Genomic DNA, 13,294 nt, shown 5'->3' with positions numbered 1-13,294 from the left:
TGCCCTCCAATAGTGAGCGGTTACCCGACCGGACGCAGTCCCTGCGGGGTGGCTTCGAACTCTTCCGTAAGACCCCGTTCACGCCACGGAAGTTCCCACCCTCCGAGTGTGAGGAGCAGATCGACGATCTTGCCGGTGAAGCCCCACACCAACATGTCGTCGACCCGGAACCCCGGCCCCCACATCCGGCCGTCCCCGTAGCGCACCTTGACCCGGTTGGCCGGGGAGGCGAGTTCGGCGATGGGCACGCGGGAGACCGCGGCGACCTCGTCGGTGTCGGCGGCCCGCACCTCCGAGGGCTCCCGCCACCAGCCCAGGACGGGGGCGACCCTGAAGTCGCTGAAGCTCAGGTAGAGCTCGGGCAGGCGGCCGACCACGTCGATGCCCGCGGGGTCCGCGCCGGTCTCCTCCTCGGCCTCGCGCAGGGCGGCGGCCTCGGGGGAGACGTCGGTGGGCTCGATGCGCCCACCGGGGAAGGCCGGCTGGCCCGAGTGGCGGCGCAGGCCGTCCTTGCGCTGGATGAGCAGCAGGTCGGGCCCTCGATCGGTCTCTCCGAACAGGATGAGGACCGCCGATTCGCGTCCGCCCCGCTCGGGAGGTCGCATCGGGCGGGGGATCGGCATCGTCCGCGCGGAATCGGCGAGCGTGGACAGCCAGGGCGGGATGGGGTTCATGAGAGGCACCTGTTCCGGGTTTCTCGCACCGTCGTCTGTGGCCGGTGAGCGGAGGTCGCGTGGATGGACGCGCTCGGCGAGGGACGTGTGGTCCCCTTCACCCGGGGCTCTCCCGGTCGGTCGTCCGGTGGTGGGATCCCCGTTCCGGACCGTGCGGGTCGGGGCCTCCGGGGCACGCGGCCGGACCCTCCGTCCCGGACGATGTGCGCACGCTCACGTGTTCAGGGTACAAACCGCCGTCGACCACTTCCGTGGACCCGCCCGGGCGACCACCGTCGGTGACGATCGCCCAGGGGGGGGCGGGGTCAGGCGAAGGAGCGCATCCGGAGCAGTTTCTCCGCGGCCTCTGGGTCCGTGGGCCCCTCTCCGAAGGAGGGGCACCAGCGGGCGAGGACACAGGCGCCACAGGCGGGCCTGCGGGCGTGGCAGACGCGACGACCGTGCCAGACCACGCGGTGGGAGAGCATCGTCCAGTCCCGACGCGGGAAGAGTTCGCCGACCGCGTGCTCCACCTTGACCGGATCCTCTTCATCGGTCCATCCGAAACGACGGACAAGGCGCCCGAAATGGGTATCTACGGTGATCCCCGGCACATCGAAGGCGTTTCCAAGCAATACGTTTGCGGTTTTCCGCCCTACACCGGGTAGTTTGACCAGGTCGGCGAGGTTTCCAGGAACCTCGCCACCGTGGTGTTCGCACAAGGCCTGGCCCAGGCCGATCAGGCTGTTGGTCTTGGCCCGGAAGAACCCCGTCGGACGGATCATCTCCTCCAGCTCCTCGCGCCGGGCCGACGCGTAGGCCTCCGCGTCGGGGTAGCGCGCGAAGAGCGCCGGAGTGACCTGGTTGACCCTCTTGTCGGTGCACTGGGCCGACAGGATCGTCGCGACCAGCAGCTCCAGTGGAGTCGTGAAGTTCAGTTCGGCGTGGGCGTCCGGATACAGCTCCGAGAGCTCCCGGTACATCTTCCGAGCGCGGCGGACCAACGCCAGTCGGCTCTCACCGGTCGGCGTCGGGTTCTCCGCGGGTGCGTCTGGGGTGTCACGAGGCATCGTCACAGGGTAGGCGTCCGCTCCCGGAGACGGCGCCCGGGACGCTCCACCCCCATGGCTCACCTCGGCATTACGACCGGTGACCGAGATTATGTAACCAATGTCCCGGTCGACCGGCGCGGGCATCCCTGCGACAGGCCGATGACGACTAGGATCGTAGGGGCTGACGTCGGCTGTTGTGGGCACGTTGTCTCCCGGCGGACAAGCCGAGGTAACGACCTGGTTTCACACTCGGTTGCGATATACGTCACACTGTTGACGGTCAGGTTTTAGGAGGACGTGTGGACGAGATCAACGAGGTGCTCCGGAAGGCTCCTCTGTTCGAGGCGCTGGACGAGGAGGACACGGCCGCGCTCCGCTCTTCGGTGAACGAGGTGCGTCTCGGCCGCGGTCAGACCCTGTTCAACGAGGGTGACGAGGGCGACCGCCTGTACGTGATCCTCAGCGGGAAGGTGAAGCTGACCCGCACGGCCGTCGACGGTCGCGAGAACCTGCTGGGCGTACTCGGCCCCAGCGAGATGTTCGGTGAGTTGTCGCTGTTCGACCCGCGCCCGCGCACCGCGAGCGCCGTGGCCGTCACCGACTCCGTGCTCGCCGGGCTGGGCCACGACGACCTGCGGCCGTTCCTGTCCAGCCGCCCGCAGGTGGGCCTACAGCTGCTGAAGTCGCTGGCCGCCCGTCTGCGCCGTACCAACGACGTGATGGCCGACCTGGTCTTCACCGACGTTCCCGGCCGTGTGGCCAAGGCCCTGCTCGAACTCGCCGACAAGTTCGGCAAGGAGGGCGACGACGGCCTGCACGTCCACCACGACCTCACCCAGGAGGAGCTCGCCCAGCTCGTCGGCGCCTCCCGTGAGACGGTCAACAAGGCCCTCGCCGAGTTCGCCCTGCGCGGCTGGCTGCGGATCGAGGCCAAGGCCGTGGTGCTGCTGGACGTCGAGCGGATGCGTCGTCGCGCCCGTTAGGACGTGACGCGGCTCGTGGTGGCCGCGACGCGAACACGACGACCACGAACGCTGTGCGGCCGTCACCCTCCGGGGTGGCGGCCACAGCTCTGTCCGGGCCCCTTCCGTCCGATCAGCCCTCGACACCCTCGGGGAGCTCCCCCTTGACCGCCAGGTATCGGAGCTGGGCGCGGACCGAGGAGGCCGCCGCGGGCCGGACGCTCTCGACGACCTCCGGGTAGACGCGGTCGACGACCTCCTCGACCGTGCCGGCGCCCGCGCGGACCGCGTCCCGGACCTGTTCCAGGCGTGACTCACGGTGGTCGATGTAGGAGTCGAGGACCGTGGCCGGTGAGGTCAGGATCGGCCCGTGCCCCGGCAGCAGGGTGCGTACCTGGTGTTCGCGGACCAGCTCGCGCAATCGATAGAGCGATTCCATGTAGGGGGCCAGGCCGTCGTCCCCGTCGATCACGGGGGTCCCGTGCCCCAGGATCGTGTCCCCGGTCAGGATGGCGCCGTCGGCCTCCAGAAGAAGACAGATCGAGTCGTCGGTGTGCCCCGGTGTCACGATCACCCCGAGCTCCAGACCGTCGGCGACGATCGTGCTCCCGTCCTCCAGCCCCTCTCCGCCCACCCGCATGTCCGGATCGACCGCGTGCACGGGGGCGCCCGTCAGTTCGGAGAAGTAGCGCGACCCCTCCGAGTGGTCGAAGTGCCGGTGGGTCACCAGGGCCATCTGCACCTGGGCGCCCTGTTCCTGCACGTTCCGCGCCACCCGTTCCAGGTGTCGTTCGTCGTGCGGGCCCGGGTCGACGACCACGACCCCGCGCGCGCCCGGCTCGCGCAGGATCCAGGTGTTGGTCCCCTCCAAGGTCATGGGACCCGGGTTGGGGCAGAGCACGCAGCCCGCACGCAGCGTTCCGGAACCGTCGATCCTCATCGCACCTCGCTTCACTCGCCGGAACCGGACCGGTACGGAGGACGGCCGAGAGGACATGGCGGGAACCTGCCCGCGGTGAGGAGGTCCCACACCGTCGGACGGTTCCGTCTTTCGCGTCGCGTCCGCCACGAGGTCGGTCCCGTGGCGTGATCTCAGGGCGTCGCGTCGGGCCTGGGTAGAGGGAAGTCCCTGCCGTCCGGGGCGACGACGCGGAGTTGTCCGTCGATCTCCCGAACGTCCGGTTCGATGGGAAAGATATCCCGAAGTGCGCTTCGTACACCTTCGAGGGTCCGCCGATCCGCCAGTTCGGCGCAGGCGATCACCGTCGGAGGAAGCATCGGCATCCGCCCCGCGTGCCATTCGTCCGCCACGATGGAGGGGTCCACCCACAGGGTGTGGTCGGCCTCCCCGCCCACGTCACGCGGTTCCTGCCCCGGAGGCAGCTCGGCCGTGAAGAACCAGGTGTCGTAACGACGCGGTTCACGGGCGGGGGTGATCCACCGGGACCAGGCCCGCAACCACTCCGAGCGCAACACCAGTCCGCGCCGGGACAGGACCTCGGTGAAGGAGCGCGAACGGTCGATGAGCCCCAGCCGATCCCGCTCCCAGTCCTCGGTCGCGGTATCCAACGGGGTGATCTCCCCACCCTCCGGAGCACCGGCCAGCAGGACCCCGGTCTCCTCGAAGGTCTCCCGCACCGCGGCGCAGACCAGCGCCCGCGCGGTCCGCACATCGGTGCCCAGGACCCCGGCCCACTCCTCGGGGCTCGGGCCGGTCCAGGGGACACCGCCGTCGGCATCGCGTTCGTCCACCCTCCCCCCGGGGAAGACGTAGGCCCCCGGAGCGAACCCCATGGAGGCGACCCTGCGCATGAGCAGGACCTCCACGGGGCGCTCCGCCGGGGAACCCGACGCCTCCGCCACCGGACGCACCAGCATCACGGTGGCGGCGGTACGGGGTCGGGCCACACCATCGTTCTCGGTCATCGACGCACTCCTGTCGTTCACGAAAGCCGCGCCATGACCCGCATCGTCTCAGAAGCGGTCAGCGGACCTCGACGACCATGTCGACCTCGACCGGCGCGTCCAACGGCAGGGCGACGACGCCGACGGCCGCCCGGGCGTGCACCCCGGCCTCGCCGAACACCTCGCCGAACAGTTCGCTCGCCCCGTTGATCACCCCGGGCTGTCCGGTGAAGTCGGGGGTGCTCGCGACGAAACCGCCGACCTTCACGATCCGCACGACCTTCGACAGGTCGCCGACCTCGGCCTTGACCGCGGCGATGGCGTTGAGCGCGCACACGGCGGCCAGTTCCCGCGCCCGGTCCGCGTCGACCTCGGCACCGACCTTGCCGGTCGCGGGGAGCTCACCCTCGACGAAGGGAAGCTGCCCGGAGACGTACACGTGGTCGCCACTGCGCACGGAGGGGCGGTACGCCGCGACCGGGGGCACCACCTCGGGCAGGGTCAGACCCAGCTCGACGATCCGCTCCTCGGGGGTCGCCATCTACTTGGCCCGCTTCATGTACGCGACGTACTGCTGGTTACGCGGGTCCGCTCCCTCGGGCAGCGGCGCGGGGACGACGCTGACGAGCTCCCAGCCGTCCTCGCCCCAACCGTCCAGGATCTGCTTGGTGGCGTGCGACAGCAGCGCCACACTCTGGTACTCCCACCGGGTCATCGTTACTACCCCTCTTCGCTGACAGGCGGCCCGAAGGACCGCACCTCGACGCCGCCACCTTACTCACCCGGGCCCCCTCGGTGGACAGGAGAACCACCCGCCCCTCGCCCCACCCCCGAGAGAGGCGCACGCATAGACTCCGTAAGGTGAACGAGCGTGAGGACGGACCGCACGACGGCGGCCCCGAAGAGGCGTTCGCCGGGGCCCGATTGCACATCGTGACGGGCAAGGGCGGCACCGGGAAGACGACCGTCGCCACCGCTTTGGCGTTGGCCCTGGCCACCGACGGTGGACGGGTGCTGCTGGTGGAGGTCGAAGGACGCCAAGGGGTGGCGTCCCTCCTCGAAAGCGATCCCCTCCCTCATGAGGAACGCGAGGCGCTCTCGGCCCCGGGCGGCGGTTCCGTGTCCGTCCTGGCGGCGGACGCCGAGGCCGCGCTCCTGGAGTACCTGGACCTGTTCTACGGGATGCGGCGCGCCGGCCGGGCCCTGACCGGGTTGGGCGCCGTGGACTTCGCCACCTCCATCGCCCCCGGGCTGAGGGACGTTCTGCTCACGGGCAAGATCACCGAGGCGGTCCAGCGCCGTGAGGGCGGGCGGCGCCGCCCGCCGGGTTCCGGCACCGGACGCCACCACTACGACGCGGTGGTGCTGGACGCCCCGCCGACCGGACGGATCGGGTCGTTCCTGAACGTGCACTCCGAGGTGGCCGGCCTGGCCACCACCGGCCCCGTCCACGACCAGGCCGAACGGGCCATGAAGGTCGTCCGCTCCGACCGGACCCGCGTGCACTTCGTGACGACGCCGGAGGAGATGCCCGTCCAGGAGACCCGAGAGGGGATCGCCGAGATCGAGGCGTCCGGGCTGCGCGTCGGGGCCGTGATCGTGAACATGGTCGGCCCGACGCTGCTCGACGCGGCCGACCTGTCCGCCACCGCCGCGGCGGGCCCGGACGTCGACGCCATCACCGAAGGCCTGAAGGCCGCCGGGCTGGACGATCCCGCGCTCCTGTCCGAGGGCCTGGCCTCCGAACTGCGAACGTACGCGCTGCGCCACCTCCTGGAACTACGCCTCCTCGGCGAACTCCGAGAGACCGGCCGCCCTCTCCTGACCCTGTCCCGTCTGGAATCGGGCGCGCCACGATCCGCGCTGTCCGGGCTGGCGCGAAGACTGACCGAACAGGGGGCACGTCGATGACCGAGGCGGCGAGACCGCGGACGGCTCGTCCCGAACCCCCACCCCTGGACGTGGACGCCCTGATCGACGACGTCGCCACACGGGTCGTGGTGTGCTGCGGCTCCGGCGGCGTCGGCAAGACCACCACGGCGGCCGCGTTGGCCCTGCGGGCCGCCGAACGCGGACGACGCACGGTCGTGATCACCGTGGACCCGGCCCGCCGACTGGCCCAGGCCATGGGCCTGGACCGACTGGACCACACGCCGCGCCCCGTCACTTCGCGGGAGGACGCGGAGGGTTCCTCCGGGCGAGGCGAACTGCACGCGATGATGCTCGACATGAAGCGGACCTTCGACGAGATCGTCGAGGAGCACGCCGACCCCGAGAGAGCCCGCCGGATCCTGGCCAACCCCTTCTACCGATCCCTCTCCACGGGCTTCTCCGGCACGCAGGAGTACATGGCCATGGAGAAGTTGGGGCAGCTGCGCCGCTCCGAGGCCTGGGACCTGATCGTCGTCGACACCCCTCCCAGCCGGTCCGCCCTGGACTTCCTGGACGCGCCGAAACGGCTGGGCCGGTTCCTGGACGGCGGGCTCGTCCGCTTCCTGACCGCCCCGAAGGGCAACGGGGTCCTCCGCTTCCTGGGCGCGGGCTTCGACGTGGTCGGCTCGGTGATCGGGAGGATCACGGGCCCCGGTTTCCTGAACGACCTGCGCTCCTTCGTCTCCGCCTTCGACACGGTGTTCGGCGGCTTCCAGGAACGGGCGGAACGCACCTACCGGTCGCTCCGCGGCCCCGACACCGCGTTCCTGGTCGTGGCCGCGCCCGAGCCCGACCCCCTGCGCGAGGCCTCCTTCTTCATCGAACGGCTGCGCCGGGACTCGATGTCTCCGGCCGGGCTGGTCCTGAACCGGACCCACCCCCTTCCCGCCGGCCCGGCCGCCGAACTGAGCGCTCAGGAGGCCTTGGAGGCGGCGGAGTCGCTGGAGGGCACGGGAGAACACCCCCTGGCCGCCGCGGCGCTGCGCCTGCACGCCGAGCGGGTGCGCGCACGCGAACGGGAGCTGCTCCTGCGGGACCGGACACTGGCCGCCCACCCGGGGATCCGGACGGTCGAGGTCGCCGACCGCGCCGAGGCCGTGCACGACCTGAACGGGCTGCGCGGCATCGGCGCGTCCCTGGCGGGCGCCGCCCCGGAGACGGAAGGATAGGGATCGCGGTGCCAAGGTGACGAACGACGCGTCGGCGCCGATTCGCCGCTGGAGAGCGCCTCACGCGCACCGTTCGTTCCGGATTCGGTCGTTCTCCCGACATGTGATCGGTTTCTCGGTCACAGGTGGTCGGTGTGCTCTGGTTGAGTGGAGGGTGACACGGCGGCCTCGTACCGTCGAACGGGATAGGCGACACGCGCGGTGTCGCCACACCTTCGTCTCTGGAAAACAAGGTTCGGACCGTCGAACCGACAGAACCCGGGCGCCCCGCCTCCCGTCTCACCGGGCATGACCCGTACGGGTCCCGACATGGCCGATCGACCACCCGCTCCCACCAGGAGAACGACGTGCGTCGGTCGAACCGCACCGGATCTGTTCGGCGATAAGCGTGTAAAGATGATCAAGGGGCACGGCTCGTGCGTGGAGTCGGGCGTTATCGCGTGAAACGCAACGTCCGGCGCCGATCGCACCGCTTTATCGCGTTCGCGGTCACTTAGTCTGATGGGGTGGGTCAGGGGACATTGCTTCAAAGAATCAGCCAACTCATGATCGTCGGCGTGGTCGCCGGCCTCCTCGTCGCCGCGTTGGCCCTCCCCGCGGTCGGTGGTCTGGGGATCACCGCCCGCAACGTGGCCGCCGGCTTCCTGGAGATGCCCAGCCAACTGGAGACCCCGCCTCCCCCGCAACGCTCCACCATCTATGACCGGGACGGCGGTGTGATCGCCGAGATCTTCGACCAGAACCGCGAACTGGTCGAGTTCGACGACATCTCCCCGGTGATGCGCGACGCGATCCTCGCGATCGAGGACTCGCGCTTCTACGACCACGGCGGACTTGACGTGTCCGGCACCCTGCGCGCCGCCGTCCGCACGATGGGCGGCAACACCGAGGGCGCCTCCTCCATCACCCAGCAGTACGTCAAGAACGTCCAGATCGAAGCGGCCACCTCCCAGGAGGAGCTCGACCACGCCCGCGAGGAGACCATCGCCCGCAAGATCCGCGAGCTGCGGTACGCGATCGCCCTCGAACAGAGGATGACCAAGGACGAGATCCTCGAGGGCTACCTCAACATCGCCTACTTCAGCGACGGCGCCTACGGCGTCGAGTCCGCCGCGCAGCACTTCTTCCAGGTGCCCGCGAGCGAGCTGAAGCTGGACCAGGCGGCCACCATCGCCGGCCTGGTCCGCTACCCCTACCTGTACAACCCCCGCTTCTTCCCCGAACAGACCGAGGAACGGCGCAACGTCGTCCTGGACCGGATGGTCGTCACCGGCGCCATCACCGAGGAGGAGGCCGAGGAGGCCAAGAAGGTCGAACTCGACCTCGAACTGGACACCCCGCCCAACGGATGCGTGCCCAGCGACCAGCCGTTCTTCTGCGACTACGTGGTCCAGGAGATCGAGCAGGACGAGCGCTTCGGCCCCAACGAGACCGAACGGGCCCGCTGGCTGCGCACCGCCGGACTGGAGATCCACACGACCCTGGACCCGCAGACCCAGGAGGCCGGACAGGCCGCCGTGGACAAGTGGGTCCCGCGTGAGAACGAGTCCCGCAAGGTGGCCGCCCAGGCCGTCATCGAGCCGGGCACCGGCCACATCCTCGGCATGATGCAGAGCCGTAACTACGGGCCGGACGAGAGCAAGCTCGGCGAGACGTCGATCAACTTCACGACCGACTCCGACCGGGGCGGCAGCAGCGGTTTCCAGGCCGGTTCGACCTTCAAGGCGATCACCCTGGCGGCCGCGCTCGACGAGGGACTGCCGTTCAGCACCTCGTTCAACTCGCCCAGCTCCACCACGGTGAGCGGACAGACCTCCTGCAACGGAGGCCGCCTGGAGAGTTGGAGCCTGAGCAACGCCGGTGACAGCAACGCCGGCAACCACAACATGATCTCCGGCACCAAGGCGTCCTCCAACACCTTCTTCGCCCAGCTCCAGGCGCGGGTCGGTCTGTGCGACACCATCAAGATGGCCGAGCGGCTCGGACTACAGCGGGCCGACGGGACACTGTTCACGGAGAACGAGAACACCCTCGCCAACAGCAGCTTCACGCTCGGCAGCGAGGAGGTCTCCCCGATGCGGGTGGCCAACGCCTACGCGACCTTCGCCTCCGGCGGCATGTACTGCGAGCCGCAGGCCATCACCAAGATCGAGGACCGCCAGGCCGGCACCACGATCGACATCGAGCCCGAATGCGAGCGGGCCATCAGCGAGGACGTCGCCGACGGAACCGCCTACCTGCTGTCGCAGACCTTCAACGGCGGTACGGCGGCCAGCCTCGGCATCGGCCGTCCCGCCGGCGGCAAGACCGGTACGACCGACGGCTCGGCCGCCGCGTGGTTCGCCGGTTTCACCCCGCAGATGGCCAGCGCCGTGTTCGTGGGCGACCCCCGCGGACCGCAGCAGTACCCGCTGCGCAACGTCACCATCGGCAGCCGCCACTTCCCGGTCGTGTACGGGGCGACGATCCCCGGGCCGATCTGGCAGGAGACCATGCGCGGCGCCCACGAGGGGCTGGAGACCCGCCGGCTCGCCTCCGCGCCGGGAAGCTTCGGTTCCACCTCCGAACCGCGCTCGTCCGACGAGGACGATGACGGGGACGAGGAGGCCAGCCCGGCCTCCGACGACGGCGGGGTCCCGAACGTGATCGGCATGTCGGAGTCGGCCGCGGTGGCACAGCTGGAGGACGCCGGATACTCGGTGAACGTCTCCGGTACGACCCTGCGCTCCTCCGAGCCCTCCGGTTCCGTGGCCGCGATCAACCCCGACCCCGGCCGGCGGCTGCCCAAGGGCGCCACGGTCATCGTGTTCCTGAGCGACGGCTCCGGACGTGAGAGCGCCGGTGGAACGCACCCCGGGAACGAGGAATGGCATCCGGTCCGACCCGCCACTCTCCCCACAGGGGAGAACTCCGGCGAGTAGGTTCCGGAACCGCGAAGAAGGGGCGGGGTGAGCACATCACCCCGCCCCTTCCGCGTGTTCTAGCCGAGCCGGCCCTTGACCTCGGCGGCCACGCGGGCACCGTCCGCGCGACCCGCGATACGGGGGTTGAGCACCTTCATGACCTTGCCCATCTCCTTCATCCCGGAGGCGCCGGTCTCGGCGATCGCGGCCTCGACGAGTTCGGTCAGCTCCGCGTCGGTGAGAGGCTGGGGCAGGTAGTCCGAGATGACCTCGCTCTCGGCGCGCTCGTTGGCGGCGTCGTCGGGTCGACCGCCCGCGTCGAAGGCCTCGGCCGCCTCACGGCGCTTCTTGGTCTCACGGACCAGGAGCCGGGTGACCTCCTCGTCGCTCAGGACGCTTCGGGAGGAGCCGGAGGACTCCTCGGTGGCGATCGAGGCGAGCACCATGCGCAGGGTGGCGGTACGCACCTTGTCGCGCGCCTTCATCGCGGTGGTGAGGTCGGACTTGATGCGGTCTTTGAGTTCGGACATGCGTCGATCCTACGGTCGCCGCTCCCGCCATCACCAACGGTTTGCGCACGGGACCGTTCCGGATCTGAGACGATCGTGCGACGACGAAGGAGGGTCGGATGGGCGCTGACAACAGACGGATTCTGCGTGGAATCGGGCGTGCGGCCGCGATCACGGGCGCGGTCGGTGTGGCAGGGCTGGGATACGCCTCGGTCATCGAACGCAACTGGTTCCGGCTGCGCAGATACGAACTCCCCCTGCTGCCACCGGGGAGCCCCCGGACCCGGATCCTGCATCTGTCCGACGCCCACCTGACACCCGGGCGCCGCATGCTCATCGACTGGATCCGTGGGCTGGAGAGGTACGAGCCCGACCTGGTCGTCAACACCGGCGACTCCCTCGCCCACCCGGAGGCCGTGGGCCCCTTCATCGACGCCCTCGGTCCGCTTCTGGACCGCCCCGGCGCCTTCGTCTACGGCTCCAACGACCTCTTCTCCCCCCAGCTGAAGAACCCCGCGCGCTACCTGTGGCGGACCAGTAAGACCGACTACCGCAAGCGTCGGGTACCGGACCTGCCCTGGCGCGAACTCGGCGCGGCGATGTCCGCGTCGGGCTGGTTGGACCTGAACAACCACAAGGGGTCCCTGAAGGTCGGCGAGATCGACGTCGCCCTGGCCGGGGTGCACGACTCGCACATCAAACTGGACCGCTACGACGACATCGCCGGCCCGGCCGACCCCGCCGCCGACCTGCGGCTGGGCGTGCTCCACTCCCCCGAACCGGCCAACCTGGACCGGTTCGTGGCCGACGGCTATCAACTCCTGCTCGCCGGACACACCCACGGCGGCCAGCTGTGCCTGCCGTTCTACGGCACGCTCGTCACCAACTGCGGGATCGACCGCAAGCGGGCCTGGGGACTTCACGAGTACGACGACGCGTGGCTGCACGTCTCCGGCGGCCTGGGCACCTCGCCCTACGCCCCGGTGCGCTTCTGCTGCCGCCCCGAGGCCTCCCTCCTGGACCTCGTCGCGAAGGCCTGACGCCCCTTCGGTCGATGTGGCGCGAACCGCGTCGCGAGCACTCCCCGAGTCCGCTAGACTTGGGGACGTTGCTTCGGGGTGTAGCGCAGCTTGGCAGCGCGCTTCGTTCGGGACGAAGAGGTCGTGGGTTCAAATCCCGCCACCCCGACAGAGCACGAAGGCCGGTTCCTCAGGGACCGGCCTTCGTCGTGTCCGAGGTGATACGGGGCCTGACGTCGGTTCGTGCGTCACCCATGCGTCACGACGGTCCCGAGGGCATCACGGCCGACCTTCCGGGCCAGGTCGGCCCCTCGTGCTCCCACTTCACACGATCCACTCCGTGGAACGGGTCCCTGAAGACGATCACCCGTTCCTCCTGCTCCCTCCCACGCTCGATCAGCCTCACCTCGACCTCCGCGTCGGAGACACGTTCCTCGAACTCGCACGCGAATCGGAAGGTCGAGGCGAGGGTCCTCGCCCCCTGCCCCTCCAGCCCGGTCGGATATTCGCCCCGATGATCCGCGGGTTCGAAGACGAGGATGTTCTCCGAGCCGCCCGCACACTCGATCCGAGGGATGTTCCCCTCCGACATGTTCTCCGTCCGGTTGACGACGATCAGTACGAATTCGTGGATCCGGGACACCGCGGCACCCCCGAAGGCCTCCGTCCTCGAGACGGTCCGCACCAGGGAGTCCTCCACATCGCGCCCCGGTGGGGCGACGTACTCGCCGAACGTCGCCACCCGATCGACCTCCTCGGGGTCGTTCGGCGTCCAGGAGACGAGCGACGCCGCCACCGATCCGACGACGGCGCCTCCGGCGAAGAACACCCACGCTCTCATCCGGCCCAAGGGGCGACACTCCTCTTTCGCGCCCTCTCGGGGTTACGCGAGTGGTGGTGGAAGGACACGACCGGCGGAAGGGCGGCCGGGCCCGCGTTCCGGAGCCGGCCCCCGAACGGTCGTGGGGAATCGACGACCACGGTAGGCGTCACCCACCCCCGAATCAGGCCATATGGCCCATAACGGCCAGAGTGTGAACCCGACGCCCCCGAAAGCGACGAGGGTCGCCCCGGAGCGCGGGACCGACCATGTCGATCACGGACGACACCGCCACCGTTCGAGAGGGGCCGACCGGGCGAAAGCACCGTCCTCGGACGTTTCCACCGTCGAGGCGAACCGGAAACCGCAT

At 69.7% G+C, this 13,294-nt stretch carries 13 protein-coding genes and 1 tRNA gene; 6 read left to right on the top strand and 8 right to left on the bottom strand.

Annotation, left to right across the window (positions count from 1 at the left end):
• Window positions 1-20: 20 nt before the first annotated feature.
• Window positions 21-674: an NUDIX hydrolase gene (locus tag U9J66_RS25300; RefSeq protein ID WP_014912888.1), complete on the bottom strand. Its 654-nt coding sequence runs from the start codon at window positions 672-674 to the stop codon at window positions 21-23.
• 305 nt (window positions 675-979) lie between these two features.
• Window positions 980-1,723, bottom strand: a complete 744-nt coding sequence (gene nth / locus U9J66_RS25295; protein WP_199806189.1) for an endonuclease III — start codon at window positions 1,721-1,723, stop codon at window positions 980-982.
• A 281-nt stretch (window positions 1,724-2,004) separates the two neighbouring features.
• Here nth and U9J66_RS25290 point away from each other — a divergent pair, with 281 nt between their 5' ends.
• Entirely contained in the window at window positions 2,005-2,688 is a 684-nt protein-coding gene (locus tag U9J66_RS25290; protein WP_014908639.1) for a Crp/Fnr family transcriptional regulator, read from the top strand.
• Between the two features lie 112 nt (window positions 2,689-2,800).
• Here the strand turns inward: U9J66_RS25290 and U9J66_RS25285 are convergent, their stop codons facing one another.
• The 4 genes from U9J66_RS25285 to U9J66_RS25270 all read right to left on the bottom strand — a co-directional run bounded on the left by U9J66_RS25285 (window position 2,801) and on the right by U9J66_RS25270 (window position 5,287).
• Window positions 2,801-3,607: an MBL fold metallo-hydrolase gene (locus tag U9J66_RS25285; protein WP_326338962.1), complete on the bottom strand. Its 807-nt coding sequence runs from the start codon at window positions 3,605-3,607 to the stop codon at window positions 2,801-2,803.
• Window positions 3,608-3,759: 152 nt separating this feature from the next.
• Complete coding sequence (locus tag U9J66_RS25280) at window positions 3,760-4,593, bottom strand: NUDIX hydrolase (RefSeq protein ID WP_017536172.1); 834 nt, start codon at window positions 4,591-4,593, stop codon at window positions 3,760-3,762.
• 58 nt (window positions 4,594-4,651) lie between these two features.
• Window positions 4,652-5,113, bottom strand: a complete 462-nt coding sequence (locus U9J66_RS25275; protein ID WP_042285732.1) for a RidA family protein — start codon at window positions 5,111-5,113, stop codon at window positions 4,652-4,654.
• Window positions 5,114-5,287, bottom strand: coding sequence for a DUF4177 domain-containing protein (locus tag U9J66_RS25270; protein ID WP_014912138.1), 174 nt, complete (start codon window positions 5,285-5,287; stop codon window positions 5,114-5,116).
• Between the two features lie 146 nt (window positions 5,288-5,433).
• Here U9J66_RS25270 and U9J66_RS25265 point away from each other — a divergent pair, with 146 nt between their 5' ends.
• The 3 genes from U9J66_RS25265 to U9J66_RS25255 all read left to right on the top strand — a co-directional run bounded on the left by U9J66_RS25265 (window position 5,434) and on the right by U9J66_RS25255 (window position 10,594).
• Window positions 5,434-6,483: an ArsA-related P-loop ATPase gene (locus U9J66_RS25265; protein WP_017536171.1), complete on the top strand. Its 1,050-nt coding sequence runs from the start codon at window positions 5,434-5,436 to the stop codon at window positions 6,481-6,483.
• Window positions 6,480-7,673, top strand: coding sequence for an ArsA family ATPase (locus U9J66_RS25260; protein WP_326338960.1), 1,194 nt, complete (start codon window positions 6,480-6,482; stop codon window positions 7,671-7,673). Before U9J66_RS25265 ends, U9J66_RS25260 begins: the two co-directional genes overlap by 4 nt.
• A gap of 521 nt (window positions 7,674-8,194) precedes the next feature.
• Window positions 8,195-10,594, top strand: coding sequence for a penicillin-binding protein (locus U9J66_RS25255; RefSeq protein WP_017536169.1), 2,400 nt, complete (start codon window positions 8,195-8,197; stop codon window positions 10,592-10,594).
• A 59-nt stretch (window positions 10,595-10,653) separates the two neighbouring features.
• Here the strand turns inward: U9J66_RS25255 and U9J66_RS25250 are convergent, their stop codons facing one another.
• Window positions 10,654-11,106, bottom strand: a complete 453-nt coding sequence (locus tag U9J66_RS25250) for a GatB/YqeY domain-containing protein (RefSeq protein ID WP_014912788.1) — start codon at window positions 11,104-11,106, stop codon at window positions 10,654-10,656.
• 98 nt (window positions 11,107-11,204) lie between these two features.
• Between U9J66_RS25250 and U9J66_RS25245 the strand changes: the two genes are divergently transcribed.
• Together U9J66_RS25245 and U9J66_RS25240 are read left to right on the top strand one after the other, a co-directional pair.
• On the top strand, window positions 11,205-12,125 hold the full coding sequence (locus U9J66_RS25245; RefSeq protein WP_014912882.1) for a metallophosphoesterase: 921 nt from the start codon (window positions 11,205-11,207) through the stop codon (window positions 12,123-12,125).
• Window positions 12,126-12,199: 74 nt separating this feature from the next.
• Window positions 12,200-12,273, top strand: a tRNA-Pro gene (locus tag U9J66_RS25240).
• Between the two features lie 90 nt (window positions 12,274-12,363).
• Here U9J66_RS25240 and U9J66_RS25235 read toward each other — a convergent pair.
• On the bottom strand, window positions 12,364-12,945 hold the full coding sequence (locus U9J66_RS25235; RefSeq protein WP_042285743.1) for a hypothetical protein: 582 nt from the start codon (window positions 12,943-12,945) through the stop codon (window positions 12,364-12,366).
• Window positions 12,946-13,294: the final 349 nt, after the last annotated feature.

The organism is Nocardiopsis sp. LDBS1602 (assembly GCF_035818715.1).
Lineage (GTDB): Bacteria > Actinomycetota > Actinomycetes > Streptosporangiales > Streptosporangiaceae > Nocardiopsis > Nocardiopsis alba.
The sequence above is the reverse complement of the archived record's forward strand: the minus strand, read 5'-3'. Positions and strand labels throughout refer to the sequence as shown.